The organism is Streptomyces sp. NBC_00461, from assembly GCF_036013935.1.
Classification (GTDB): domain Bacteria; phylum Actinomycetota; class Actinomycetes; order Streptomycetales; family Streptomycetaceae; genus Streptomyces.
Genome location: NZ_CP107902.1, coordinates 9,138,201 through 9,164,267 on the forward strand (window position 1 = coordinate 9,138,201; position 26,067 = coordinate 9,164,267).

Here is a 26,067-nt window from a genome sequence, read left to right on the forward strand (position 1 = left end):
ATAGATTGCCCAATAACGAAACGCAGGCCTGTCCGCAGGTGGCAAGAGACAGAGACAGCGACAGCGAGTGGGCGGTGCGCGGGCAGGTGCTACGGGGCCGTCGTCCGGATCACGTCCAGCGCCCTTCCGGCCTCCTGGCGGGCCGGCTCCTCGTAGCGGTGCGCCAGCTCGTGGAAGTGCTCCTCCGCGCGGGCCGCGGGCCAGTCCTCGGGCAGGTGCTCGGCCGGCAGGTGCGGGTCCTGGCGGACCTGCTCCAACCAGTCGGTGTGCAGCAGCAGTTGCCGTACGAGCACACCCGTCCCGTCCGCGCCCCGGGCCTCGTCCGTGCCCCACCGCGTCAGGAACGCCTCGTACCCCTTCGCGACGGACTCCACGTCGAACGCCGTGTGCAGGACCGTGCGGGCGTCGGTCGGGGCGACGGCCGTGGCGCCTTGGAAGACCCTCAGATACGGGTCGACGCCGAGTCCCGCGACAACCTCGGGCACGTCCACCGTGCCCGGCGCGACCCACAGGCCGCTCTGCAACGGGCCGAAACCGTTCCACATCAGCCGGGACCGCAGATCGTGCCGCTCGCTGCGCCAGGACTCCGGCAGGGAGAAGCCGACCAGGGTCCAGGTGCCGTCCCAGTCCCGGTTGACGGCGCCGGTGTGCCAGATCCGGTCGTGGCCGTCCCGCAGCACGCGGGTGGCACGGGTTGTCGGTCCGAAGTAGGTCTTACGGCCCCTGCGGTGCCGGTCCAGCAGGCCGCGCTTGACCATGCGGGTGAGCGTCGACCGTACGGCGTCCTCGGTGATCCCGGCCTGCCCGAACACGTCGATCAGGCTGCTCGCCGACACGGCGACGTCCCGGTCCAGGACGTGGATGCCGAAGAAACTCAGCATCAGCGACTGCGGCCGGGGCGCGCCTCCCGCCTGATCGAAGCTGGTCACGGGGCCAGAGTAGATCCGCGCCTGGAATCCGGGGCCGTCGGGGCGGCCGCCGGCCTCACTCGGCGCCTCCGCACGTTCTCCGGTCTCACTCGCCGACCGCGCGCGTTGTGGACGGTGACCTCGCCGGAGTCGACGGCCTGCCGGCAGGCGCGGACGACGGTGAGGGCCTCGTCCCGGAGCACGTCCTCCACGACCTCGATGCCGCGAGCCTCGGACTGCCGGCCCAGTCCGAGCCGACCGGACCCTCGTCGAACGTGGTGATCTCCGCCAGCTCCGGGCCCTCGCCCGCGACCACCGGACCCCGCACCCCGGACCCCGGACCACATGGTCGCGCCGTAACACTGCACGCACGGACGCCAGTTGACGGCCGGCTCGTGCGCCGGCAGCCCGTCGCCCCCGAGGTCCCAGCTGCCGGTCGCGGTCTGGGCCAGGCCCAGCGCGACGACCTAGGCGTGGGCGCTGGAGACGCCGGAGGCGAGCACGACGTTCGCGCCGACGGACACGATCCGTCCTGTCTCCCGCTCGGGGACGAGCGCCGCGAACGGGCCGCCGTCGCCCTCACGCCAGTTGCGGTCGCCTCCTCAACAGGCCCCCTTCATCTCCGCACCTCCACGGAGAGATCGTTGTCGACCGTGTAGTAGGTACACAGCGCGACACCTCCCGCGGTCACCGGCGGGTAGACGAAGACCTCCTTGCGGTCCGCCACGTCGTCGAGGAGACGGGCGAGCCGGATGACAGGTGCCTTCGCCGAAGGCTGCACGAAAACGTTCCAGACACCGCTTCCCGCCCCCGTCCCCCGTTCCGTCGCGGCCGCCAACTCCGCGTGGTCGAGCGTGAAGGAGAAGCTCCGGCCGTCGCTTCCGGCCTGCGGCTCCAGGGTGTGTTCGGCACCGTCGCTCCCGCGCAGACGCAGGCGTACGACGGCTCCCGCGAGGAGCGACGTGCCGTGCAGGCGAGCCCCCACCGTCGTCGACCCCGCCGCCACGTCGACGTCGATGCCGTCGACCTCGGCGTGCGCGGGGCGCAACCAGGCCCGTACCGCGAGACAGCCGTCCTTGGTGACGTAGGGGATCCGGACGGCCACCGGCGACGGCCGGTCACGGAGGTGGCCGTCGACCAGGGCGCGCAGATCGCGCAGGCCGGGGCGCAGACGCTGCCGCTCGTCTCCCGGTCCCAGCAGGTACACGTCCCACCGGCCCTCCGCGAGCACCGGCTGTCCGCCCAAGGCGGCGCGCACGCGTCCCTCGCCGGCGGGCTCCAGGTCCAGGACGTGGAGAGCCTGCTCGGGCCGGCCCTTCTTCGGACGCAGCCGCAGCAGCAACTGCGGCCTTTCGGCCTCGGCGGACGGCAGCGACAGGTCGAGGGTGATCCGGCCGTCCGCGTCGACCGCGCAGCCGACGCGCGGTTCCGTACGCACCCCGGCGCTGCCCCTACCGTCACTCACCACCGCCTCCTCGCAGCGTCCGGCGTACGGTGCCGGCCGAGGTGATCGCGGCGTCGCGGGCCGCGAAGCCCTGGCTGACCAGCGTGTGGTGCACGCGGGCGCGTCCAGTGGCGACCCGCCGGCCCGCTCTTCTCGCCGAGACCGCCTCGTTCAGCAGGTGTTCGGCCTGCTCGACCACCGGGCCGGGAGCGAACCGCCGCGCGTTCTCCAGGGCCGCGCGGCCCGAACGGCGGCGCCGCTCGTCGTCGCGCACCAGGTCCAGCAGCGCCGCGCCGAGCGCGTCACGGTCCCCGACGGGCACCAGTCGGCCGTCGACCCCGTCCGCGATGATCTCGCCGGGGCCGTGGGGACAGTCGGTGCTCACCACCGGCAGACCGCAGCGCATCGCCTCGACGATCGTCATGCCGAACGGCTCGAAGTTGGACGCTGCCACACCGATCGAGCCCTTGACCCACTCCGCCTCCATGGGAGCCGCAGCCCCCATCAGGAACACGTTGTTGCACAGTCCGAGATCCGCGACCAGCCCCCGCAGCCGGTCGTGTTCCTCGCCCTTGCCGTAGATGCGCAGCTGCCAGTCGGGGCGCTCCGCGGCGACCAGCGCGAAGGCCTCGATGAGCAGGTCGTAGCGTTTCACCGGGACCAGCCGCCCGGCCGCGACGACCACCTTCGCGTTGCCGTCCGCGGCCGGCAGCGCCGGATCCGGCACGCTGTTGGGCAGAGCCTGGACCCGTACGCCCGGCAGCCGCATCTTGCGCCGGTAGGCCCCGGCGTCGGCCTCGGTCACCGTGGTGAGCACGTCCAGCCTGCGGTAGGCCCGGCGCAGCGCACCCCGCAGCCGGGGCGAGTGGTTGTCCAGCGTGAGGTGCTCCTGCCCGACCCGGGCGACGTGCCGCGGGGCCTGAAGCGCGAGGTGCACATTGAGGCCCGGCCGGGTGCCGATCACCACGTCGGCGTCGATGGCGGCGAGGCACTCGCGGATCCGCCGGTCGGTCAACTCGCTGTACTGCCGGTACCGGTACTCGGCGCGGGGAAACACCCTCGCCGGCCGCTGGTGCAACGCGTGCTCCTTGTCCTGTCTGAGGTCCACCAGCGGCCGCAGCGTCACCGCCGGGTCCAGGGTGAAGTTCGTACGCTCCCGGTGCCGCAGCACCGAGACGATCTCGACCTCGTGCCGCTCGGCCAGCGCCTGGGCCAGGTTGAACGTGGTGGCGATCGTGCCTCCGATCCCGTAGGCGTTGTGGAGAAGGAAAGAGATCTTCATGCCGGACTGGACCACGGCAACTCCCCTATAGTTGCGGTCTGTTACCACTTCGTAGTCGTCAACCCGGCTGCGGGGGACTACCCGATGTGGACCACCCGGGCCCAGGCGGGCGGCGTGTCCGGCACGTATCCGGGGTCGTCCTCGTCCCAGTTCGCCGAGTGCCGGGAGAACAGATCCACCACCGTCCGGCACGCCGGTCGCATGTCCGGCCACGGCGTCTGACCGTCCGTCAGCACGACCACGACATCGGGGCGCGGCCGCGTGCGCAGCGCCCTGGCGAAGCCCGCGCGCAGATCCGTACCGCCACCGGCCGGCAGGGGAACGCCCTCGGCACGGCACAGCGGGTGCGCGATCCGGGCCGCCGCGTCGCACGGCACCACGGTGACCAGGTCGCGACGGCCGCCCACGGCACGGGCGATCGCCGCGACCTCCAGGAGGGCACTGCCCAGCTCGGTTTCGCTGACCGACGCGGACGTGTCGATGACCACCGAGACCGGGGGCTGCGTGCACAGCAGGCTCGGCAGGACGACGCCGGGCGTCCCGGCCGAGCGCCGCGAGGGCCGGCCGTAGCCGTAGTCCTCACCCGCGCCCGGTCCGGAGGCGGCGGAGCGGACCGCGGCGCCCAGCAACTCCCACCACGGCTGCGGCGGATGGAAGACCTCCTCGGCCCACGTCCGCCACCCTTCCGGGGCGCTTCCCGGAGGGCCTTGAGCCCTGCGCCACCCGGAACGGCACCGCGTCCCGTTCCTGCGCGCCCTCCGGCCCCGGTTCCCACTCCCGCTCCAGCCCGTCCGCGCCGCTGCCGCTGCCGCTGCCGCTGCCGCAGTCCAGCCAGGCCATGCTCTGCGTCCGCGCGCCGAGGGTGAACCGGCGCAGGTAGTCCTCCATGAGCTGCCCCGCGGACAGCCCGGCGGCGCGGGGTCCGTCCCGCGTCCCGCGCGGAGGTGGCTGAGCGTCCTGTTGCCACGGAGTCGGCGATCGCGGAGGATCTTTGCCTCGGTCCGGTATCCACAGGAGCTTCTCGTGACGTACGACATCGCCGCCATCCGCTCCCGATTCCCCGCTCTGCAGGCCGGAACGGCGCACTTCGACGGACCCGGTGGCACCCAGACCCCGGAGCCCGTCATCCGGGCCATCGTCGACGCGCTGTCCAACCCGCTGTCGAACCGGGGCCACGGGGTGCCGGGGGAGCGCAACGCCGAGAGCATCGTCGTCGAGACCCGTCGGGCCATGGCCGACCTGCTGGCCGCGGGCCCGTCGGGGATCGTGTTCGGCCGCAGTGCCACCCAGCTCGCCTACGATTTCTCCCGCACCCTCGCCAAGACGTGGCAGCCCGGGGACGAGGTGGTCGTCACCCGCCTCGACCACGACGCCAACATCCGACCCTGGGTGCAGGCCGCCGAACGCGCCGGAGCCACCGTACGCTGGGCCGAATTCGACCCCGCCACCGGCGAGTTGACCACCGACGACATCCGTGCCGTGCTGTCCGAGCGCACCCGTCTGGTCGCCGTCACCGCCGCCTCCAACCTGATCGGCACGCGCCCCGCGATCACCGAGATCGCCGGCCTGGCCCGCGAGGTGGGGGCGCTCACCTATGTCGACGGCGTCCATTACGCCGCCCACACGCTGGTCGACCTGGAGACGCTCGGCGCGGACTTTTTCGTCTGCTCCGCGTACAAGCTCCTCGGCCCGCACCATGGAGTCCTCGCCGCCCGGCCCGAGTTGCTGGACACCCTGCGGCCGGACAAGCTCCTTCCCTCCACCGACGTGGTCCCCGAGCGCTTCGAACTGGGCACGCTGCCCTACGAGTTCCTCGCGGGCACCAGGGCGGCCGTCGACTTCCTCGCCGGTCTCGACGCGAGCGCCACGGGAACGCGACGGCAGCGCCTGATCGCGGCCTTCGCGGCGCTCGAAGCGCACGAAGCAGGCCTGCGCACCCAGATCGACAAGGGCCTGTCCTCGCTCGACGGCATCACGGTCCACTCCAGGGCGGCCGACCGCACCCCCACCCTGCTGCTGACCTTCGAGGGCCGCTCCACGACGGACGCGTACCGCTTCCTCGCGGAGCGCGGCGTCCACGCCCCGTCGGGATCCTTCTATGCCGTCGAGGCCTCCCGCCACCTCGGCCTCGGCGACACCGGCGGCCTGCGCATCGGCCTCGCGCCCTACAACAGCCCGCAGGACGTCGACCGGCTGCTGACCGGGCTGTCCGACTTCCTCACGCTCTGAGCAGAGGGTCCGGACATCTGACTGTGCCGTCAAGGTCGTGTGGTTGACTACGGCCGTGCTGCACGAATCGGTCTTCCGGACCGCGGATCTCCCGGCGGGCGACCGGTTCGAGGCCTGGACCGAGCGCATGGGCCGCACACATGCGCCCATGCAGCTCGCCAGCGACCGCGCCGCGGACTACCGAGGGGAGCAGCGCCTGGTCGGCCTGGGGGACGTGACCATATGGCCGGCGGCCTTCGACCACCTGGTCTTCCGTCGGACACCGAAGCTCGTCCGGCAGTCCGATCCCGAGGTCTACCACCTCTCCCTGCTGAGACGGGGAGAAGGAGCGGCCAACTGGGGCAGACAGCAGGTCGCCTACCGGATCGACGACATCCACACCAACAGCTCGTCGCGTTCGTGGGAAGTGTGCACCGGCCCCGACCCGGTCGCCCTCATCGGAGTCGAGATACCGCGGGCCCTGGTGCCACTGCCCGCGCACCGGGCGGAGCGGGTGGTCGGCGGCCGGATCTCGGGCCGCGAGGGGGTTGGCGCGCTGCTGGCGCAGTTCCTGGTCCAGTTGGTCTCGGACACCGCGCCCTACCAGCCCCTCGACGCGCCCCGGCTGGGAACCGTCGTCGCCGACCTGGTGACCGCGGTTTTCGCCCACAGCCTGGACGCCGACCGCGAGTTGCCGCCCGAGACCCGCACACGAACGCTGACCCTGCGCATCAAGTCGTTCATCCGCCGCCACCTCCACGACCACGAACTGACACCCGCCCGGATCGCCGCCGCGCACCACATCTCACGCAGCTACCTGTACCGCCTCTTCCAGGCCGAGGGCACCACCGTCGCCTCCTACATCCGCGATCAACGGCTGAAGAACGCCTGCCGCGATCTCGCCGACCCGGCCCTGCGCACGCTGCCGATCCATGCCGTCGGCGCCCGGTGGGGTTACCCCCGCGCCGCCGAGTTCACCCGGGCCTTCCGCACCGCCCACGGCGTTCCACCGAGCGAGTTCCGCGAGGTGGCGTCCGCCGCGGACCGTGCACAGACACCGCCCGGGCGTGGACTCTCCGCCAAGTAGGTGTGGACCGGCCGCCAACGACACAGCGGTGACCTCCTGTGCATCCTTGTGATCACCGCGAGGGAAGTACGAGCGGATCAAGGCGGGGCCAGGACTGCGGGGGAGTCCTGGCCCCGCAGCCATCGGCCCCGGAGGTCAGTCGGAAACCGGCCGCAGGGCGTCGGAGACGGACTTGGCGCCGCAGTGTGCGGTGGCCGCCGTCGACGGGGATCTCGGCGCCGGTGGTGAAGGGCGCGTCGTCGGAGACGAGGAACACCAGCAGCGGGGTGATCTCGTCGACGGTGCCGGTGCGGGCCAGCGGCGTCTCGCGGATGTTCGCCTCGCGGAAGGCGGGCGCGGCGGAGGCGGTCATCTCGGTCTCGATGAAGCCGGGATGGACGGTGTTCACACGGATGCCCCGCGGGCCCAGCTCTACACAGGCCGCCTTCGACAGGCCGCGCAGCGCCCACTTGCCGGCCGTGTACGCGACCGGGTAGTGCCCGGTGAGCCCGGCGGCCGAGCCGACGTTGACGATCGACGAGCCCGGCGGCATCAACGGCGCCAGGTGTGGATGCCCAGCAGCGGGCCGGTGACGTTGACCGCGTGGACGCGGGCGAAGTCCTCGGCCGTGACCTCGCGGAGCCGCGGGCGCCAGGTGACGTCGGCGTTGTCGACCAGGCCGTGGACGTCTCCGTACTGGCAGCGCAGCCCTTCCGCGAGCGCCGCCCACCTCGCCGCGTCGGTGACGTCCAGACGCAGACAGCCCGGAGCCTCGGTCACATCGGTGGCGACGACCACCGCCCCGGCCCGGGTCAGCGCCTCATCGGCCAGTTCATCTGCCCGCTGGTGCTGATCGCGGCCGAGTCAGGCCTCGGCACCCTGGCCGCCGCCGTCGGCCTGCTCGGCCTGACCGCGGCCGTCGTTGCGGCAGGCCTCTTCCTGACCGCCCGGCGCAGGGGCGCGGCCGTCGCACCGTTGCCCAAGGAGCAGGAAGCGGCCCGCGACGGGCGACTTGAGGACGGCGCGGTCCGGTCCGCGCCCTGAGGCCCGACGACGGGGTGCGCGCCGTCGTACAGCGGGCCAAAGGTCGGGTGCAGCAACTGTTCATGGACGTCACAGGTCGGATTGCGCGACGATGACGGGCATACAGCTGATCAGCGTCTCACCGCCCACTGGCAGCAAGCTACTGAGCAAACCCCTGACAGCCCAAGCCGCGCTTGCGAGCCGAAGCCCCTTCGGCTCGGGTGCCGGCCCTCGGAAGGGACGGCCCTTGTCCTCCTCATCCACCTTCCGCTCCGTTCCGCCGACCGCTGACGTCGTGATCATCGGCGGTGGCGTGATGGGCGCCAGTGCCGCGTTCCATCTCGCCGAGGCGGGGGTCACCGACATCGTCGTCGTCGAGCGCGGCGACCTGGCCTGCGGCAGCTCGGGCAAACCGATCGGCGGGGTACGTGCCCAGTTCTCCGACCCGCTCAACATCGAGCTGGGCAGCCGGAGCCTGCGCGCCTACGAGGACTTCCCGCACCGCCCCGGTGCCGACATCCGCCTCGACACCGTCGGCTACCTCTTCCTGCTCACCTCCGACCGGCAGGCCGCGGACTTCGAGGTGAGCGTCAGGACCCAGAACGCGCTGGGCGTACCGTCCCGAATGGTCACCCCGGACGAGGCCCGCGCGCTGTGCCCCTATGTCGACGCCGACGGACTCGTGGCCGCCGTCCACTCACCCACCGACGGCCACGCCCGCCCGGGCCTCGTCGTCCACGGATACGCGGACGCCGCCGCCCGGGCCGGCGTCACCTTCGCCACGCACACCACCGTGACCGGCATCGACACGTCGGGCGACCGCGTCACCACCGTCCACACCGACCGCGGCCGCATCGCCTGCTCCACCCTCATCTGTACGGGGGGCGCCTGGTCCGGGCAGATCGGCGACATGGCCGGCATCGACCTCCCCGTCCGGCCGGTACGCCGCCAGCTCGCCTTCACCGAACCGCTGACGCCCCCGGCGCCGCGTATCCCCTTCACCATCGACTTCGCTTCGTCGGCCTATTTCCACAACAGCGACGACGGCCTGCTGTTCGGCCTCGCGGACCCTCGCCAGCCCGAAGGCTTCGACACCACCTGGACCCCGGAGTGGCTGGAGCTCTTCCGGGCCGCCGTACGCCAACGGGCCCCCGAACTGGCCGACATGAGGACCGTCGGCGGCTGGGCCGGCCTCTACGAGGTCACCCCCGACCACAACGCCCTCATCGGACGCTCCGACGAGCTCGTCAACTTCCTCTACGCCACCGGGTTCTCCGGCCACGGCTTCCTGCAGGCCCCCGCCGTCGGCGAGATCCTGCGCGACCTCCACCTGGAGCGTGAACCCTTCACCGACATCTCGCCCCTCGGCGCCGACCGCTTCCGGTCCGGAGCCGCGACCCGTCCAGAGGCCCACGTGGTGTGAACCCCCCCTCGACCGAAAGGGCACTGTGCACAGCGCTCGTGGATGTCTCGCGAGGTCAACGTCGGCGCCCTGTGCGCGCAGGGCTCCAACGCCCGGCGTGCGTACCTGCGGTCGGTCACCGACACCGTCAACTACTCCGGCCTGCTCGACTGGCCCAGAACGTCAACTTCCCTCAGGAGTCCGGGAGTTCGGGGTGCCGAGCGGATCAACGGCGTCCGGCGATCGCCGTGAGATACCCCCGCAGCATGACCTTCGCCTCGTCGAGGAGTCCCGCGTCCCCCTCCGCGTCGCGCCGGAAGGCCTCCTGAGCGAGCGCGTCGGCCGCCAGGACCGCGGCGTGGCAAGCCCGGGCGAGGGCCTCGTCGTCGTACGCGACGTCCAGGGCGAGGAGAACGCGGCGGAGCCCGTCGGCCACCCGGCGCTTGTGGTCGCGGTCCGCGGCCCGGGTCCGCTCGGTCAGGCCACTGCCGAACCACAGGGCGCGGAAGCCGTGTTCGGTGCGGTAGATCGCGGCGTACTCGTCGAGGAGCACACCGACCGGATCGTCCCAGCGCTGCTCCGCCGCGGCCTCGGCGAAGCTCTCCATGGCGGCCTCCAGTTTCGCGAAGTAGCCGGCCGCCAGGGCGTCGATGATCGCGTCGCGGTCGGGCAGGTACTGGTACAGCGACCCCACCGACACCTTCGCCTCCGAGGCGACACGGGTCGTGGTGAGCGCCTCGACACCGTCGTCGATCAGGACGCGCTCGGCGGCCTCCAGGACCCGGGCCAGCCGGGCCCTGCTGCGCGCCTGCTGCGGGGTGCGGCGCAGGGGAACGCCGGCCCCGCCGATGTCCGCCGTCGGCTCGCCCACGAAAACAACCTCCGAATGTGAACGTGACTTTGTTTCACCTTTAGGTTACGGTCCCGCACATGACCGACTCAACCACGGTGCTGGGTCAGGAACGGGCCGCCGTGGCGGACGCCTGCCGCCGTCTGGGGGCCGAGGGCCTGCTCATCGGCACGGCCGGGAACGTCAGCCTGCGCGTGGGGGAGCGGGTCGCGATCACCGCGACCGGAGCGGTGCTCGCCGAACTCACCGCGGACCAGGTGACGGTGGTCGACCTGGAGGGGACGGTCGTCGGCGGTGCCTTCGAACCGACCTCGGAACTGGACCTGCATCTCGGTGTCTACCGGCGCTACGGCACCGGTGCCGTCGTCCACACCCACGCCCCCATGGCCACCGCGCTCTCCTGCGTCCTCGACGAACTGCCCTGCATCCACTACCAGTTGCTCACCCTCGGCGGCACCGTCCGCGTCGCGCCGTACGCCACCTTCGGCACCCCCGAACTCGCCGAGTCTGTGCTCGCCGCGCTGGAGGGCCGCAGCGCCGCACTGATGGCCAACCACGGCGCGGTCACCCACGCACCCACCCTCGGCAAGGCGGTCGAGCACGCGCTGCTGCTGGAGTGGGCCTGCGGCGTCTACCGGCACGCGGCCGCACTCGGCCCGCCCCGAGTCCTCGACGAGCAGCAGCAACTCGCGGTCATGGAGGCCGCGATCGCCCGCGGCTACGGCACCACCCACCCCGTCTCACCCGAGCAGGAGAGCAACAGATGAAGGTCGTCACGATGGGCGTGCACGTACTGGACGTACTGGTACTGCCGGTGGAGGAGATACCCGAGGGCCAGGGCGCCACCCTGGTGGACGACATCCGGATGACCGCCGCGGGGACGGCCGGCGGCACCGCGCTCACCCTCGCCAAGCTGGGCGCCTCGGTCCGCACCGCCGGCGCGATCGGCACCGACCCGACCGGTGACCTGCTCATCCAGCTCCTCAACAGGGCGGGAATCGACACCGAGTTGCTCGTCCGCCGTATCGACACCTCCACCTCCGCGAGCGTCCTGCCCATCCGCCCCAACGGCGACCGCCCCTCCCTCCATCTGCTCGGCGCCAACATCACCTACGGTCTTGAGGACGTGCCCTGGGACGCGGTGGCCGAGGCCGGCCACCTCCACCTCGGCGGCCCCGAGCTGATCGGCGCCGACGTGGCGGCACGCATCCTGGCGCACGCCAAGGAGCACGACGTGGTCACCTCCGTGGACCTCCTCGCCCCCGGCGAACTCGGCACCTTCGACCAGATCGAGCCGGTGCTCCCCTACGTCGACTTTCTGCTGCCCAACGACGATCAGCTCCTCGGCTTCAGCGGCGAGGACGACCTCGTGACGGGCGCGAAGAAGCTGCTGGCCGGCGGGGCCGGTCTCGTGGCGGTCACCCGCGGCGCCGACGGCGTGCTCCTGGTGACCGCGGAGGGCACCGACACGGTCCCGGCCTTCGAGGTCGACGTCGTCGACACGACGGGCTGCGGCGACGCGTTCTCGGCCGGGTTCCTGCGCGGGATGAGCCTCGGCCGCACCCCGCGCGAGGCCGCCGTCCTCGGCAGCGCCTCGGCCGCGCTGGTGGCCCAGGGCCTCGGCAGCGACCACGGTGACTTCGACCTTCCCGAGGCCGACGAGTTCGCCATGACCCACAAGACCCGCTCGTGAGCGCGGGATGACGGCGGTGTCCCCGATCGAGTGGTGACGCCCGCGGCACCGGCGTACGGTCGGACAGTGGACGGCACCGTTCACTGAAAGCGACACATCATGAGCAGCAGCCCCCAGCCGACCCCCGAAGCACAGGCCGCCACCCGGGAACCGGGTCGCGGGGGAAACGGCGTGGCGCTGCTCGTCATCGCGTCGTGCCAGCTGATGGTGGTCCTCGACATCACCATCGTGAACATCGCGCTGCCGCACATCCAGAGTGCCCTGGACTTCTCCACCACCAGCCTGTCGTGGGTCGTCAACGCCTACACCCTCACCTTCGGCGGCCTGCTGCTGCTCGGTGGCCGGGTCGGCGACATCCTCGGCAGGCGGCGGGTGTTCGTCTTCGGTGTGCTGCTGTTCGCGCTGGCCTCCCTGCTGGGCGGCTTCGCCCAGAACTCCGGTCAACTCCTCGCCGCCCGCGCCCTTCAGGGGGTGGGCGGCGCCATCGCCTCCCCGACCTCGCTCGCCCTGATCAGCACGACCTTCCGCGAAGGCCCCGAACGCAACCGGGCGTTCGGCGTCTTCGCCGCGGTCTCCTCGGGCGGCGGCGCCATCGGGCTGCTCGCGGGCGGGATGATCGTCGAGTGGCTGAACTGGCGCTGGGTGCTGTTCGTGAACGTCCCGATCGGCGTGCTCATCGCCCTCGCCGCACCCCGCTGGATCAAGGAGTCCGAGCGCCACCCCGGCCACTTCGACATCGCCGGCGCGCTGACCTCCACCCTGGGCATGGTGCTGCTGGTGTACGGGTTCATCAGAGCCGCCCAGGAGGGGTGGCGGGACCCGATCACGCTGGCATCGTTCGCCGCGGCCGTCGTCGTACTGGTCGTGTTCATCCTGATCGAGCGGGTTTCCAAGCAGCCCATCACCCCGCTGCACATGTTCGCCGACCGCAACCGCGCGGGCACCTACGGCATCATGCTGAGCCTCGCCGCCGCGATCTTCGGCATGTTCTTCTTCCTCACGCTGTTCGTGCAGGACGTGCTGGGCTTCAGCCCGCTGGAGGCAGGGCTGGCCTTCCTGCCGATCAGCGTGGTGATCGCCGTCGGCGCGGCGCTCGCCTCGCGGTTCCTGCCCAGGTTCGGGCCCAAACCCTTCATGGTGGTGGGCGCCGTCCTCGCGGCGGCCGGCCTGGCCTGGCTGACCCTCACCGACGTGCACTCCACCTACGCGGGCAGCATCCTCGGGCCGATCCTCGTCTTCGGCCTGGGCATGGGCATGGAGTTCGTGTCGCTGACCCTCATGGCACTCTCCAACGTCTCGGTCCAGGAGACCGGCGCGGCCTCCGGGCTCCTCAACGCCACCCAGCAGGTGGGCGGTTCGCTGGGCCTGTCCATCCTGGTCACCATGTTCGGCACGGCCAGCACCAACGAGGCCCACAAACAGATCCCACGCTTCCTGGCCCAGGCGACCCCCGCCGAACGCCTGCGCTTCCGGCGCACCGGCCAGCTGCCGCAGCCCTGGTCCGACGAGGTCCTCACGGCCGGGATCTCGGCCGCCTTCGTCATGGCGGCGATCTTCACCCTGGTCGCCGCGCTGATCGCCGTGGTGGCCATCCAGGTCCGCCCCTCAGACCTGGAGCGCCTCAAGGGCGGGATGGGCCCCGGCTCGATGTGAGACCGGCGTGCGGGGCGCCGCCAAGGGACGCCCGCGTGGTCACCGCCGTTCGTCCTCGGGCTCGCGTTCCGGCTCGGGCTCGGGCTCGGAATTCCTTCCGAAAGCCGCGGCGATGGTGGCGTAGTGAGCTGCGATCGTGAGATTCGTGCCGGCCGTTCCGTCCAGTGTGTCTCCGGACCTCAGGCGCGCCTCGGACAGGAACAGCTTGGCCTTCTCCAGGCAGAACTCGCGTATCCGGGCATCGGTCATGCCGCGGATGTCCGCGTCGGGAACGTCGTTCGGCTGCCGCCGGTGCCATGGTCTGTCGTTCGGCAAGGTGGAGCCCTCCAGTCGGTCGCCGACTCAGTCGGATGAGACAGACTCCCCGCCCCATTCCTCCGGCGCAACATCCACGAGCGTCTGAGAGAACGTCCACTGGTGCCCGGCGGGATCCTCCGCGGTGTACTGGCGCTCGCCGTACTCGAAGTCCGTCGGTTCCATGAGGATCCGCGCGCCGTGCTCCCGGGCCCGCTCGCAGTGGGCGCGGGCGTCCTCCACCCGCACCGTCACCGAGTGCGTGACCTCGCCGGGACGCGGGGGACGGCGGTCCTTGCGGGTGTCTCCGACGATCACGGCCCCGTCTCCGAAACTGAGCTGCGCCCGGTGGCCCTCGCCGATCCGCACACGCTCCTCGAACCCGTAGGCCGCGCCGAGCCAGGCGACCGCCTCGCGCACGTCGGGATAGATCAGGACGGGGATGACGGTCGACGAGGGGATGGAACGGTTCGGCTTCATGACTGGCTCCCGGCGGTCGGACCCAAGACTCTGATTTCGGCCCCAAGACTTTAATCGAGGGGCGGGTCGTCTGCCCGATGTGCCAGGCTGACGGCTCGGATCGTGCCTTCTCCGTCCTTCTCCGTGCGCCTACGAGTTCAACCCGGAGCGTCAGTGACCGCATCTCGCCTGGCTCCGCTGCTGGAGCAGTTCGACTTCGGCTGTGCGCGGCTGGCCGCCCGTATGACAGGGCCGGTGTTGGACAGCGGCGACGGGTCGGACACCGAGGTGGGTGCCATGACCGACGAGGAGTACCTCTGGGAACCGGTGCCGGACTGCTGGTCGGTCCGGCGGCGCGCGGACGGTCCGGGCCCGCGCGCGACCGTGCTCGCCGGCAGCGCGGACGGAGACTGGGGACGAGACGCCGCGCCCTACCCGCACCCCTCGCCGCCGCCCTTCACCACCGTCGCATGGCGTCTGAGCCACCTGAGCGAGATGTTGTTCCTCCGCGCCGATCACACGGCGGGCGGCCACGCCCTCACCCGGGACGACTACGTCGTCAACGGGGACGTGGCCTCGGCCGTATCCGCATTCGACGCCGGGGTCACAGCCTGGCGGAATGCGCTGCTGAGCGTCGACGAGGCGGCGCTCGACACCGTCGGTCACTGCACGTATCCGCACGGCAGCGACCCGGAGGAGCCGTTCGTCGACATCGTGTGGTGGGTCAACCAGGAAGTCCTGCACCACGGGGCCGAGATCGCCCTGCTGCGCGACCTGTACCGCGCCCGACGGCCCTGACCGCGCCGCCGGCAATCAGGGCGTGGGGACCAGCCCCAGTTGCTGGGCCCGCAGGACGGTGCTGATGCGGTCACGGGTGCCGAGCTTGCGGTAGATCTTCTCGACGTGCTTGTGGACCGTACGGTCCGATATGCCGAGCCGCCGGCCGATCGCGGCCGCGGTCAGGGCGTCCGTGAGCAGGAGCAGCACGGTCAGCTCCCGGGGCGTGAGCGCGCACTCCGCGGCCGGTGCACGAGCGGAGCCGCCGTCAGGGGACGGAGCGGCCAGGCGCTGCCAGCGGATCAGGAGCTGCCGCTGCTGCTCCACCGCCGCCAGCAGCGGCTGCAGCTGCTGCGCCGTGCGGACGTGGTCGTCGGAGAAGTCCGCACCGGAGCGGTAGATCATGCATCCGGTGATCGGCGTCGTCGACTGGGGCAGCGGAAGCGCCAGGACGTGGTCCGCGTCGATGACGTCGCCGATCAGCCGCGCCGTCGGACTCGCGGACCACACACGGCCGGCGGCCCGGCGCGCGGTGAGGGGAGCCCGGTCGGACCCGGCCGCGTAGTGGTGCGCGAACGGATACCCCGCGCGCAGCAGGCTCAGGTCCTCCTCGCCGAGCCCGGCAAGCTCGGCGGCGATGCCGGGCGGCATGCCGACGGTGCCCTCGGTCTCGTTCCAGTCGTCGAGTTTGTAGACCAGGGTCTCGCCGCCGCACAGGCCGGGCAGGGCCGTCGCCAGCAGGGGCCACAGCCGCTCCGGCTCACGTTCGTTGAGCGCCGCGACGGCCACCGCCAGCATGCGTTCGTGGGCCTCGCCCAGCACCTGAGCCACGTTCCATCTCCGCTCGTCCGCCGCGTACGCAGTTCTACCCATACCGGCGACGTCATGTGCTGTCGGAGACTTCATCCGAGCAATCCGAGCAACATTGACGTTCTCGGAAGTACTCCAGCACACCGGCGCCACGGCGGCCGCAGCGGGGGGAGACCTGACGCCTGGGGCGGGCGCCGGGATCCCCCACCGTGCGGGGCCGCCGGCGCGGGGGACCGGCGGCCCCGCCAGGGCTCACTCCGGCGCCGGCGCATCCGTACGCATCGCGTCCGAGATCGACTTGACTCCCCCGTGCGCCGTGAGGCCGCCGTCCACCGGAATCTCCGCTCCGGTGATGAACGACGACTCGTCACAGAGCAGGAAGACCACCAGCGGCGCGATGTCGTCGACGCTTCCGCTGCGGCCGAGCGGGGTCTCGCGCAGGGTCGCGTCGCGGAACGCGGGTGTGGCGGCGGCCGTCATCCCGGTCTCGATGTAGCCGGGATGGACGGTGTTCACGCGGATGCCCCGGGGCCCCAGCTCCATGGCCGCGATCTTCGACACCCCGCGCAGGGCCCACTTGCTGGCCGTGTACGCCACGGGGTAGTAGCCGGTGAGCGCGGCGGAGGAGCCGACGTTGACGATCGACGAACCGGGCGGCATCAGCGGCGCGAGATGCTGGATGCCGAGCAGCGGGCCGATCGTGTTCACCGCCTGGACCTGCGCGAAGTCGGCGGTGAGCACCTCGCCGAGGCGCTCGCGCCGGATGATCCCCGCGTTGTTGACCAGCCCGTGGATCTCGCCGTACGACTCCTTCAGCTCGGTGGCCAGCCCGGCCCAGTCGCTCTCGCTGCTGACGTCGAGCCGGCGGACGTTGCCCTCCGGCCGGACGTCGGTGGCGATCACCCGGGCCCCGGCCCGGGCCAGCGCCGCCGCCTCCGCCGCGCCCTGGCCACCGGCCGCGCCGGTGACGACCACGACCTTCCCGGCCAGCCGCCCTGTGTGCTGATCACTCATGCCGCCATACTTCACCACCGTGGCAACCTGAGCTCGTACTCGGGGTGGATCCTCTGCATGTAGCCGGTGTCGTCGCGCGAGCGCATCCCCGAGTCCAGGTACAGCCGGTGCAGTCGGTCGAGGGCGTCGTGGTCCAGGTCCACCCCCAGGCCGGGGCCGGTCGGGACCGCGACCTCGCCGTCACGGAACTCCAGCACCCCGGGGAGGACGACATCGTCGGCCGAGTTCCACGGGTAGTGCGTGTCGCAGGAGTGGTCGAGGTTGGGGATGGCCGCCGCGACATGGGTCATGGCCGCGAGGCTGATCCCCAGGTGCGAGTTGGAGTGCATCGACAGGGCGAGACCGAACGCCTCGCAGACGGCGGCGAGTTCACGGGTACGGCGCAGGCCGCCCCAGTAGTGGTGGTCGGTGAGGAGCACCTGGATTGCGTCCTGCTCGATCGCGGGCTTCAGGTGCTCCCAGGCGATCACACACATGTTGGTGGCGAGGGGGAGCGGCGACTCCTTCGCGACCTGCGCCATACCGGCAATGGTCGCGGTCGGGTCCTCCAAGTACTCCAGTACGCCGTCCATTTCACGGGCGACGTACCTCGACGTCTCCACCGTCCAGGCGATGTTGGGGTCCAGCCGCAGCGGCTGCCCCGGGAAGGCCTCCGCCAGCGCCTTGATCGCGGCGATCTCCTCGTCGGGCGGGAAGACACCGCCCTTCAGCTTGAACGAGCGGAAACCGTAGCGCTGTTGCATCAGCCGGGCCTGCTCGACGATCCCGGCAGGGTCCAGAGCCGCGCCCCAGTCGTCGCCGACCGCCACCCGGCCGTCGAGCGCCGGGTGCTCGGCCCACTTGTAAAAGAGGTACGCGGCGAAGGGCACGGAGTCGCGGACCCGGCCGCCGAGCAGGTCGCTGACCGGCCGCCCGAGCAGCTTGCCCTGAGCGTCGAGACAGGCCACCTCCACCGCGGACATGGTCCAGCCGCGCTCGTGGGAGCTGGGCACCGTCGGCACCAGAGCGGCGTCGATCGCGGCCGCGAGGGCCGTCGTGTCGAAGACGTCCATGCCCACGACGACCTTCGCCGCGGCCTCAAGTCGCTCCAGACGCGCGGTGCCACCGGGAGACTCGCCGAGGCCCACCGTGCCGTCCTCAAGGACGAGTTGGAGGATGACGCGCAGGGCCAGGGGCTCGTGCACACCGTTGGAGTTGAGGAGAGGCGGGTCGCGGAAGGCGATCGGGGTGACGATCAGTTCGCGGATCCTCGTGCCACCCGTGGTGCCGATGTCCGTGGTGCTCATGTCTGTGGTGCTCATGCGCCCACTGCCTCCATACCGTGGTCGATCAGTTTCGCCAGCCGGGCGACATGCTCCGGCGTGGGGTCGAGCAGGGGCGCCCGTACGCCGCCGACGTCCAGGCCGCGGATCGTCACCCCGGCCTTGACGAGTGACACGGCGTATCCCGGGACCTCGTCGCGGAGTTCGACGAGGGGGCCGTAGAACTCGTCGAGGAGCGTGGAGACCAGGGCCCCGTCGCCCCTGGCGAGCGCGGTGTGGAAGGCCAGGGCGATCTCCGGCGCGAAGGCGAACACCGCGGAGGAGTACAGGTCGACGCCGATGCCGCGGTAGGCGGGGGCCGTCATCTCGGCGGTGGGCAGGCCGTTGAAGAACTGGAAGCGCTCGGCGCCGGGGACGGCGCGCACGGCCCGGACGATGCGGTGCATCCGCTCGATGTCGCCGAGGCCGTCCTTGAGGCCGGTGACCTTGGGCAGGGCGGCGATCTCGGCCGCGGTCGCCTCGGTCAGGCGGGCGGTGCCGCGCTGGTAGAAGATCACCGGCAGGCCGCTCGCCGCGGTGACCTCCTCGACGTACCGCACCAGGCCCCGCTGCGGAGCGCTCACCAGGTACGGCGGCAGCAGCAGGAGGCCGTCGGCGCCGGCCCGTTCGATACGGGCGGCCTGGTCCCGGGCAACCAGGGGCGGGCCACCGGCGGCGGCCAGCACGGGCACCCGGCCGCCGGTCACCTCGACCGCGACCCGCGTGGCGCGTTCGATCTCCTCGGACGTCAGCGCGTGGAACTCGCCGGTGCCGCAGGCGACGAACACGCCGCCCGCACCGGCCGCGACACCGGACTCGATGTGCCGCGCGAGCTGTGCCTCGTCCAGCGAGCCGTCCGTGGTGAACGGCGTGACCGGGAAGAACAGCACTCCTTGGAACTTCATGTCTCCCTCGTAACGTACGAGTTGTGGATGTCAGCCCTTGGTGGCCCCGGCAGCGATGCCGGTGACCAGCGAGCGCTGGAGGAGCAGATAGACGACCAGGCTGGGGACGAGCGCGATGACCGCACCGGCCAGCACCACCCCGGAGCCGACCTCGGGGTCGGTGCGCAGGACTGACAGGGCGACGGTGACCGTGTAGTCGGTGGGGTCCTTGGCGGCGATCAGGGGCAGCAGGTACTGGTCCCAGATCATGATGAAGCCGAGCACGCCGGCCACGCCGAGCGCGGGCTTGCACAGCGGCAGGACGACCTGCCACAGCATCCGCAGCTCGCCGACGCCGTCGATGCGGGCGGCCTCCTCGATCTCGGTGGGGATGTCCTTCATGAACTCGGTCAGCAGCATCACCGAGAAGCCCCAGGCGCCGAGCGGCAGGATCACCGCCCAGACGGTGCCCTTCAAGTCCAGCCCCACGACCGGGACATGGCCGAGGACCAGGGACAACGGGATGGCGATGACCTCCTCCGGGAGCATCATCGTCAGCATGAACAGGGTCAGGACCAGGGCCTGGCCGCGGAAGCGGTGCCGGGCCAGGGCGTACGCGGCGAGCACCGAGACCGCCAGCTGCAGCAGCAGCCCGCCACCCGCGATGACCAGCGAGTTGGTGAAGTAGTCCCAGATGCCGCGCTCGCCCGCCACCCTCATGTTCAGCAGCGTGGGGTGGTGCGGGAGGAAGGACAGCGACGAACCGCTGGGGTTCGTGCTGAAGGCACCGGCGATGATGGTCAGGAACGGCGCCGCGAAGATCGCCAGGGCTACCACGCAGAGCAGCACCCGCAGGGCCATGCCCAGACTCGGCCTGTCGCTCCAGCCGAGGGCGGTGTCGAACCGGGCCGGGGTGGTTCGGGCCTGCTTGCCGCCCCGCCCTGCGGGGGAGACGGCGACCTCGTCGGACGGAGTGCGGACGGGGTCGAGGGCGGGTGCGCTCATCGCACGTCTCCCCTCTTGCGGAAGTAGTTGACCGTGACGGTGAGCAGCAGCGTCACGCAGAGCAGCACGACGGAGGCCGCGGAGGCGCCGCCCAGGTCGTTGCGGGAGAAGCCCAGGGTGTAGGCGCGGGTCATCCAGACATCGGTGGACCCGGCAGGGCCGCCGCCGGTGAGGACGTACACCTCGGTGAACACGCGCAGTCCGCGGATGGCGGCGAGCGTGAGGACGACGCCGAGGGCGGGGCGGATCGCGGGGAGGGTGATGTACCGCAGGCGCTGCCACAGCGAGACGCCGTCCATCGCGGCCGCCTCGTACAGGGAACGGTCCACACCGGCGAGTCCGGCGAGGATGATCACCATGTTGTACGGGGCCGCCATCCAGATGCCCATGGCCATGGTCGCCCACAGCGCGGTGTCGGGGTTGTCCAGGAAGGGCACGGGACCGATGCCGAGGAAGCCGAGGGCGCTGTTGACCAGGCCGTCGGAGGTCGGGTAATACATCAGCCGCCACAGCTCGCCGACGACCGCGGTCGCGGTGACGACGGGCAGGAACACGGCCGTACGCATGATCTTCAGCGAGCGCGCCTGGCCCTCCAGGAGCAGGGCGAGCAGGAAGCCCACGAGGATCGCACCGAGCGAGATGCCGACGCCCAGGACGAGGGTGTGGCCGATCGCGTCCTGGAAGCGGTGGTCGCTCAGGACGCGCGTGTAGTTGTCGAGGCCGACCCACTTGTCGCCGAGGAAGGGCCGCACCTTGAAGAAGCTGAGCCAGATGCCCTTGCCCATCGGCAGGAACTTGAAGACGAGGGCGAGCAGCAGTCCCGGGGCCAGGAACAGCCAGGGGAGGGCGGCCTTCTTGCTCGGCCCTCTGCGCCGTGCGGGCGCGGTCACGGTAGCGGTCATTTCAAAAGGTCCTGGTCCTTGAGGTCACCGGCGAGGGTTTCGTTGAGCTCCTTCAGGCCTGAGCGGACGTCACTGCCGCAGTACGTGAACAGGGCGTTGAGGCTGTCGGCGGTGTCCTGCTTGATCGGTGCGAAGTCAGGCGCGTTGGGGAACTGCTCGGACGCGGTCTCGTACGCCTTCTGTACGACGCTCCACCGCGCGTCACCCCGCACCTTGGCCGCGTCCAGCGTGGAGTTGGTGGGGATGCGCACGACGGGCTGGTGGCCGTCGACGCTGGTCATGCCGATCTTCTGGCCCTCGGCGGAGACCAGGAAGGCGGCAAGTTCCCGTTCCTGGTGGGTCTTTCCGGTCCGGGCGCCGAAGTAGACGTTCTCGCCCTCGGCCAGCACGTCGGAACCCGCAGGGCCGGCCGGGGCGGGCACGACCTCGTACGTCTTCTTGCCGAGCATCGTGTCGAAGCTGGTGATGTTGTACGGGCCGGTCATGTACATACCGGCGTTGCCGTCCTGGAAGTTGGTGGCGGTACCGGTGACCGCACTGACGGCGCCCGGCTGGAGGACACCCCGGGCGCCGCAGAAGAGGTTGTCCTTCATCCAGGTGACGGTCCGTACGGCGGCCGCCGAGTCCATCGAGGGGCGGTAACGGCCCTTGCCGTCCGGCTCGATGATCTGCGCGCCGCCCTGCCACAGGAAGCCGGCACCCCACCAGGCGGCATAGCCGTTCATGGCGCTGCCCGGCGCGACGATGCCGTAGGTGTCCTTCCTGCCGTCCCCGTCGGGGTCGCGGCCGGCGAAGGCCTTGGCGACGTCGAGCATCTGCTGCCAGGTCGTCGGTGCCGTCAGCCCGAGCTTCTTCAGCCAGTCCTTGCGGATCATCAGGGTCATCGCCTGGCGGGAGTACGGGATGCCGTAGTGCTTGCCGTCCAGGCCCACGGTGGAGGACCAGGACTTGGCACTGATCTGGTCGTGGCCCGCGATCGAGTCGGGTTCTATCGGCTTGAGCAGACCCTGGCTCTGGTAACTGCCCATCAGAGCCGTGTCGTTGATCATGACGTCGGGCAGGTCCTTGGTGGAGGCCCGCGCCTGGAGCTGCTGGTCGAAGTTGACGACCGGCTGGTAGTCGATCTTGATGCCGGTCTTCTTGGTGAAGGCGGCGAAGACACGGTCGTAGGTGGCGGCCGAGTCCGGATCGCTCCGGGTCCACACCTCCAGCGTGTTCGGGTCGCCGGAACCGGCGCCGCCGGACCCGGAGCCACAGGCGGCCGTCCCGAACGCGAGCCCCGCGGCGGCGAGGGCGGCGGCCAGGCGGCGACGTCGTCGGCGATCGCCCATGAGCACCTCCGTTCTGTTCATATCCATGAACATGTTTCATGGATCTAAATGATCGCCCAAGCTACGAATCGTTTCATCCGGATGTCAAGACATGGCTGAAACATTTCACCAGGCCTCTGCAGACGCCGTGCGACGGTGGGAACGACAGGCGCGCGCCTCGCTCTGGCCGCGGTGGGCGGAGCCTGTCCTGGCCTGCTGTGGGCGGGAGCCTCGCCGTGTCTCGCGCGCAGAGCCGGCTGCCGCTACCGCTGTCCCGGCCGAGCGGCCACGGCGCCTACGAGAACGGCAGGCGGCTCGGCAGACGTACTTCCTGGAGCTCGGACGGGCCGCATCGCCAAGCCGGAGGCCGAGGTCGGGGTGCCGATGTCCGTGTACGGCAGCCTCGCGGGACGACCGTCGGCCGGCCGGGAGCGGAACCCCCTCGCCGAGCCGTGCGCTCATCCGCTCGGGCTCGGCTCGGCGGGCACGCGTCGGCGTGGACTCTTCGACGTCGGAGTCCGGTTGGGGAGGGCTCAGCTGGTTTGCAACGTGCTCGTCCCACAGTGGGAGTTCGTACGCTCACCCCGTCTTCCGGCAGCACGGCGGCACAGGTCAAAGCAGTGCGCGGCCGCCGACTTCCGTGGGCGGCCGCGCACTTCAGCGGACTGCTGGTGTCCCGACTCGACCGGTGTTCCCGACCCTCACGCCGGACGCACGGCGATCCGGATCGCGGCCTCCCCGGCGTTGTGGATCGACTCCTCGCGGATGACCGAGCCCGGACCGGGGGCGTGGATCATCAGGCCGTTGCCGGTGTAGAGGCCGACGTGGCTGAAGTTGTCGTGGAAGAAGATCAGGTCCCCGGGGCGGCTCTCTGCGAGCGGGATCACGGTGCCGGCATTCGCCTGCTCGTGCGGGGTGCGCGGCAGGGCGACCCCCGCGGCCTTCCAGGAGGCCTGGGTGAGACCGGCGTTGTCGTACGACTCCGGCCCGACCGCACCCCACAGGCACGGCCTGCCGATCTGGGCACGGGCGAAGGCCACGGCCCGGTCGGCCTTGGTGCCGACGGGTGTCTCGACGACGGGGACACCGGTGTCGAGCACGGAAGGCTGCATCTGCCAGTCCGCGGCCGCGGGTACGCCGGTGTCGAGTACCGAGGGCTGCATCTGCCAGTCCTCGGCCACGGGGACACCGGTGTCGAGGACGGACGGCTGGAGTCGCCAGTCCCCGGCCGGCGGCACGCCCGTGTCGAGTACCGACGGCTGCTCCAGTCGCCATGCCTCCTCGGTCGAGCGGAACGCCTGCTCCTCCCAGGGGGCGGGAGCCTGGGGGAGTTGGGGCAGTTGGAGCGGCTGGGACTGGGCGGCCATCAGCGGCGCCACGGAAGTCTGCCGGGCCGTGTACCTGTACAGCAGCTCGCTGGCCGCCGCGATCTTGCGCTGGTTGTGCTGCTTGGAGCTGCGCAGCGACGCCTGCTTCGACTCGGGAGCGGCAGCAGGCGGGGCCGTGGAGGAATCCTGCCGCTGTGCCGGTACGGCGGGCAGCGTCGCCGTGGGTGCGGCCGTCAACTCGGCCACCGGACCCTGCTGGGTCTGACCGGCGGGCAGTTCGAGCGCGGGCCGGGCGGCCGGCTCCAGCTCACGGCCGGTACGGGTCTCGGGCGCCGGTGCCGCCGCGCTCTCGGGCCGGGGTCCAGCCGGGCGTGCCGGCGTGCGCCGGGAGGGCGTACGGTCGGCCGGCAGGACGGCCGGGACCGTCGGGCCCAGTGACGAGCGCGCCCCGGCGAACCACTGCCGGGTGATGTCGTCCATCTCGGGATCCGACGTCCGGGTCCGGCCACCGCTCGCCGGGGCGCCACGGCCCCGCGAACTCGCCGACTGCGCCCGGGTGATGTTGTGGAGGCCGGTGTCGGACTCGGCCTGGTCGTAGAGACTGCTCACCCGCTGCCGGACGTCTTCGCGGCTGGGGCCCTCGTCCGCCGTCATCGGTACGGCGTCGGCGGTCTGCGAGAACAGGGCCACCGAGGTGAGGGCAGCGGTCGCGAGAGCGGAGTTGCGCATACCGGGAAGGCCGAAGCCTCCTGGACGCGACGATCGTTCCGGCGCCATGGGAGCCGTACTCCTTCCGTACTCCGCCTACCGAGTTAGCTGTCGGGTTCGGGCGGTCGACTCCGGAAGGCATGCCCTACGGCCCTTGCCCTTGCGGGCGGTTGGGCCGATTCACCCCATCGTTCGGTTGGGTCCCCGGCTCCGGCTGCCACAGGGGCGCACCGGACTCGGCGGAGGCCGCGCGTCCCGACGGGGTTCGCCGGAGGGTCTCGTGCGGCCTGCTGCCAAACTAGCCAACTTGTGCGACTCGTGTGAAGGTTGAAGGCCGGAATGTCCGATACGCTTTTGTGACCTTCGTCGTGACGGTCCGTCAGATCCGAGTGTTGTGCACACAGCGAATCCGGACGGCGACCGACCGTCGCGGACCGACGGCGTCGCGGAAGGTGTAAGGACTCAGGAGCAGAAGTCAGGAACGGGGGCCGTCGCTCCGCTGCTCGCGCTCGGCGTTCCGCTTCTTGATGCGGGCCCCCTCCTTGCGGACCTCGGCCTGGGTGGCACGCTCCTTCTGCAGCCACTCGGGCTGTTCCTGCTTCAGTGCGTCGATCTGGTCCGTGGTGAGCGGCTCGGTGACCCCGCCGCGTGCGAGGCCCGCGATGGAGACGCCGAGCTTCGCCGCGACCACCGGACGCGGGTGCGGCCCGTTGGCCCGAAGCTCGCGCAGCCACTCGGGCGGCTCGGCCTGGAGCTGGTCGAGCTGGGCGCGCGAGACGACACCCTCACGGAACTCGGCGGGGGTGGCCTCGAGGTACACACCCAGCTTCTTCGCCGCGGTCGCGGGCTTCATCGTCTGGGTGGTCTGGTGCGACATCATGGTGCCCAGGGTATCGAGCGTGTTCGAGACCTCCGACCACGGCCGGTAGCCTGGCGGGGTGACAGGCACGGAAGCATCCCAGACGTTCCGGCTCGCGTACGTCCCGGGAGCGACGCCCGCCAAGTGGGTGCGGATCTGGAACGAGCGCCTGCCCGACATCCCGCTGACCCTCCTCGCCGTACCGGCCGACGAGGCGTCCGAGGTGCTGCGCGCCGGTGACGCCGATGCGGGACTCCTGCGCCTGCCGGTGGACCGTACGTTCTTCAGCGCCATCCCCCTCTACACCGAGACGACGGTCGTCATGGTCCCCAAGGACCACCTGATCACCGCGGCGGACGAGGTGAGCGTCGAGGACCTCGCGGAGGAGGTCGTCCTCCATCCGCTCGACGACGTCTTCGACTGGGACCGGCCGCCGGGAGAGCCCGCCTTCGAGCGCCCCGCCACCACGGAGGACGCCGTCGAACTCGTGGCGGCGGGCATCGGCCTCCTGATCGTCCCCCAGTCGCTGGCCCGCCTCCACCACCGCAGAGACCTCACCTACCGGCCGCTCGTGGACGGCCCCGGGTCGGGCGTCGCCCTGGCCTGGCCCGAGGAGGCGACCACAGACCTGGTCGAGGACTTCATCGGCATCGTCCGCGGCCGCACGGTCAACAGCTCCCGGGGCCGCACGGCACCTGCGCCGGAGTCCCAGGGCAAGGGCGGCGACACGGCCTCCGGCCGTCGCAAGCCCACGGCCGCCAAGACGACCGGACGGAACCCTCGCGGTGGATCCGGCGTCTCCAAGGGCGCCAAGCGCAGGAAGCCCCGCCGCCGGGCGTAGCCCCCGGACGGAGTGGTCTCGCCCTGTGCGGCGTGGACCACTTCTA

At 71.3% G+C, this 26,067-nt stretch carries 24 protein-coding genes, 3 pseudogenes and 1 riboswitch; of the genes and pseudogenes, 9 read left to right on the forward strand and 18 right to left on the reverse strand.

The window, feature by feature from the left end; all coding sequences use genetic code 11:
* Nucleotides 1-89 precede the first annotated feature (89 nt).
* From OG870_RS42255 to OG870_RS42275, 5 genes and pseudogenes are all read right to left on the reverse strand, one after another.
* On the reverse strand, nucleotides 90-929 hold the full coding sequence (locus OG870_RS42255) for a PaaX family transcriptional regulator (protein WP_266526758.1): 840 nt from the start codon (nucleotides 927-929) through the stop codon (nucleotides 90-92).
* A 95-nt stretch (nucleotides 930-1,024) separates the two neighbouring features.
* Nucleotides 1,025-1,504 (reverse strand): annotated as a pseudogene (locus OG870_RS42260) (nucleoside deaminase); the annotation flags it as partial.
* A gap of 20 nt (nucleotides 1,505-1,524) precedes the next feature.
* Nucleotides 1,525-2,373, reverse strand: coding sequence for a hypothetical protein (locus OG870_RS42265; RefSeq protein WP_266841706.1), 849 nt, complete (start codon nucleotides 2,371-2,373; stop codon nucleotides 1,525-1,527).
* The gene (locus tag OG870_RS42270; RefSeq protein ID WP_266841708.1) at nucleotides 2,366-3,634 is read right to left on the reverse strand and encodes a glycosyltransferase family 4 protein; all 1,269 of its coding nucleotides are present in this window, start codon (nucleotides 3,632-3,634) and stop codon (nucleotides 2,366-2,368) included. The genes OG870_RS42265 and OG870_RS42270 overlap by 8 nt, the downstream gene beginning before the upstream one ends.
* A gap of 77 nt (nucleotides 3,635-3,711) precedes the next feature.
* Nucleotides 3,712-4,543 (reverse strand): annotated as a pseudogene (locus tag OG870_RS42275) (vWA domain-containing protein); the annotation flags it as partial.
* Nucleotides 4,544-4,657: 114 nt separating this feature from the next.
* Here OG870_RS42275 and OG870_RS42280 point away from each other — a divergent pair.
* Complete coding sequence (locus OG870_RS42280) at nucleotides 4,658-5,863, forward strand: cysteine desulfurase-like protein (RefSeq protein ID WP_266526747.1); 1,206 nt, start codon at nucleotides 4,658-4,660, stop codon at nucleotides 5,861-5,863.
* Nucleotides 5,864-5,918: 55 nt separating this feature from the next.
* Nucleotides 5,919-6,929: a helix-turn-helix domain-containing protein gene (locus OG870_RS42285; RefSeq protein ID WP_266527663.1), complete on the forward strand. Its 1,011-nt coding sequence runs from the start codon at nucleotides 5,919-5,921 to the stop codon at nucleotides 6,927-6,929.
* Nucleotides 6,930-7,064: 135 nt separating this feature from the next.
* On the opposite strand, the pseudogene OG870_RS42290 reads toward OG870_RS42285, so the two are convergent.
* Nucleotides 7,065-7,739: pseudogene (locus OG870_RS42290) on the reverse strand (SDR family NAD(P)-dependent oxidoreductase).
* Between the two features lie 15 nt (nucleotides 7,740-7,754).
* Between OG870_RS42290 and OG870_RS42295 the strand changes: the two are divergent.
* Entirely contained in the window at nucleotides 7,755-7,952 is a 198-nt protein-coding gene (locus OG870_RS42295) for a hypothetical protein (protein ID WP_266841710.1), read from the forward strand.
* Between the two features lie 226 nt (nucleotides 7,953-8,178).
* Nucleotides 8,179-9,354, forward strand: coding sequence for an NAD(P)/FAD-dependent oxidoreductase (locus OG870_RS42300; protein WP_266526740.1), 1,176 nt, complete (start codon nucleotides 8,179-8,181; stop codon nucleotides 9,352-9,354).
* 205 nt (nucleotides 9,355-9,559) lie between these two features.
* On the opposite strand, the gene OG870_RS42305 is transcribed toward OG870_RS42300, so the two are convergent.
* Nucleotides 9,560-10,204 carry a TetR/AcrR family transcriptional regulator gene (locus OG870_RS42305; protein WP_266526737.1) on the reverse strand — a complete coding sequence of 215 codons (645 nt, stop codon included), beginning with the start codon at nucleotides 10,202-10,204 and terminating at the stop codon, nucleotides 9,560-9,562.
* Nucleotides 10,205-10,263: 59 nt separating this feature from the next.
* On the opposite strand from OG870_RS42305, the gene OG870_RS42310 reads away from it, so the two are divergent.
* The 3 genes from OG870_RS42310 (at nucleotide 10,264) to OG870_RS42320 (ending at nucleotide 13,529) form a co-directional block, all read left to right on the forward strand.
* A complete protein-coding gene (locus OG870_RS42310; RefSeq protein ID WP_266587028.1) occupies nucleotides 10,264-10,950 on the forward strand; it encodes a class II aldolase/adducin family protein in 687 nt (228 codons plus the stop codon).
* A complete protein-coding gene (locus tag OG870_RS42315) occupies nucleotides 10,947-11,876 on the forward strand; it encodes a carbohydrate kinase family protein (protein ID WP_266841713.1) in 930 nt (309 codons plus the stop codon). The genes OG870_RS42310 and OG870_RS42315 overlap by 4 nt, the downstream gene beginning before the upstream one ends.
* A 99-nt stretch (nucleotides 11,877-11,975) precedes the next feature.
* The gene (locus tag OG870_RS42320; RefSeq protein WP_266526729.1) at nucleotides 11,976-13,529 is read left to right on the forward strand and encodes an MFS transporter; all 1,554 of its coding nucleotides are present in this window, start codon (nucleotides 11,976-11,978) and stop codon (nucleotides 13,527-13,529) included.
* A gap of 39 nt (nucleotides 13,530-13,568) precedes the next feature.
* On the opposite strand, the gene OG870_RS42325 is transcribed toward OG870_RS42320, so the two are convergent.
* Together OG870_RS42325 and OG870_RS42330 are read right to left on the reverse strand one after the other, a co-directional pair.
* Nucleotides 13,569-13,844 (reverse strand): hypothetical protein, encoded by a 276-nt coding sequence (locus OG870_RS42325; protein ID WP_266841715.1) that lies wholly within the window; start codon nucleotides 13,842-13,844, stop codon nucleotides 13,569-13,571.
* Between the two features lie 27 nt (nucleotides 13,845-13,871).
* A complete protein-coding gene (locus OG870_RS42330; protein ID WP_266841717.1) occupies nucleotides 13,872-14,303 on the reverse strand; it encodes a VOC family protein in 432 nt (143 codons plus the stop codon).
* Nucleotides 14,304-14,525: 222 nt separating this feature from the next.
* Here OG870_RS42330 and OG870_RS42335 point away from each other — a divergent pair, with 222 nt between their 5' ends.
* Nucleotides 14,526-15,080: a DinB family protein gene (locus OG870_RS42335; protein WP_405626706.1), complete on the forward strand. Its 555-nt coding sequence runs from the start codon at nucleotides 14,526-14,528 to the stop codon at nucleotides 15,078-15,080.
* Between the two features lie 15 nt (nucleotides 15,081-15,095).
* On the opposite strand, the gene OG870_RS42340 is transcribed toward OG870_RS42335, so the two are convergent.
* The 9 genes from OG870_RS42340 to OG870_RS42380 form a co-directional block, all read right to left on the reverse strand.
* Nucleotides 15,096-15,890, reverse strand: coding sequence for a helix-turn-helix transcriptional regulator (locus OG870_RS42340; RefSeq protein WP_405623453.1), 795 nt, complete (start codon nucleotides 15,888-15,890; stop codon nucleotides 15,096-15,098).
* Between the two features lie 231 nt (nucleotides 15,891-16,121).
* Nucleotides 16,122-16,883, reverse strand: a complete 762-nt coding sequence (locus OG870_RS42345) for an SDR family oxidoreductase (protein ID WP_266841721.1) — start codon at nucleotides 16,881-16,883, stop codon at nucleotides 16,122-16,124.
* Between the two features lie 11 nt (nucleotides 16,884-16,894).
* Entirely contained in the window at nucleotides 16,895-18,184 is a 1,290-nt protein-coding gene (locus tag OG870_RS42350; RefSeq protein WP_266587039.1) for a glucarate dehydratase family protein, read from the reverse strand.
* Entirely contained in the window at nucleotides 18,181-19,089 is a 909-nt protein-coding gene (locus tag OG870_RS42355) for a 5-dehydro-4-deoxyglucarate dehydratase (RefSeq protein ID WP_266587041.1), read from the reverse strand. Before OG870_RS42355 ends, OG870_RS42350 begins: the two co-directional genes overlap by 4 nt.
* Nucleotides 19,090-19,119: 30 nt before the next feature.
* Nucleotides 19,120-20,073 carry a carbohydrate ABC transporter permease gene (locus tag OG870_RS42360; RefSeq protein WP_266587043.1) on the reverse strand — a complete coding sequence of 318 codons (954 nt, stop codon included), beginning with the start codon at nucleotides 20,071-20,073 and terminating at the stop codon, nucleotides 19,120-19,122.
* Entirely contained in the window at nucleotides 20,070-20,975 is a 906-nt protein-coding gene (locus OG870_RS42365; protein ID WP_266587045.1) for a carbohydrate ABC transporter permease, read from the reverse strand. Before OG870_RS42365 ends, OG870_RS42360 begins: the two co-directional genes overlap by 4 nt.
* Nucleotides 20,972-22,306: an ABC transporter substrate-binding protein gene (locus OG870_RS42370; RefSeq protein ID WP_266527657.1), complete on the reverse strand. Its 1,335-nt coding sequence runs from the start codon at nucleotides 22,304-22,306 to the stop codon at nucleotides 20,972-20,974. Before OG870_RS42370 ends, OG870_RS42365 begins: the two co-directional genes overlap by 4 nt.
* Before the next feature lie 680 nt (nucleotides 22,307-22,986).
* The gene (locus tag OG870_RS42375) at nucleotides 22,987-24,390 is read right to left on the reverse strand and encodes an NlpC/P60 family protein (RefSeq protein ID WP_266587047.1); all 1,404 of its coding nucleotides are present in this window, start codon (nucleotides 24,388-24,390) and stop codon (nucleotides 22,987-22,989) included.
* An 8-nt stretch (nucleotides 24,391-24,398) separates the two neighbouring features.
* A riboswitch (cyclic di-AMP (ydaO/yuaA leader) is annotated at nucleotides 24,399-24,573 on the reverse strand.
* Nucleotides 24,574-24,796: 223 nt separating this feature from the next.
* Complete coding sequence (locus OG870_RS42380; protein WP_266587049.1) at nucleotides 24,797-25,201, reverse strand: DUF5997 family protein; 405 nt, start codon at nucleotides 25,199-25,201, stop codon at nucleotides 24,797-24,799.
* A gap of 58 nt (nucleotides 25,202-25,259) precedes the next feature.
* On the opposite strand from OG870_RS42380, the gene OG870_RS42385 reads away from it, so the two are divergent.
* Nucleotides 25,260-26,021: a LysR family substrate-binding domain-containing protein gene (locus OG870_RS42385; RefSeq protein WP_266587051.1), complete on the forward strand. Its 762-nt coding sequence runs from the start codon at nucleotides 25,260-25,262 to the stop codon at nucleotides 26,019-26,021.
* Nucleotides 26,022-26,067: the final 46 nt, after the last annotated feature.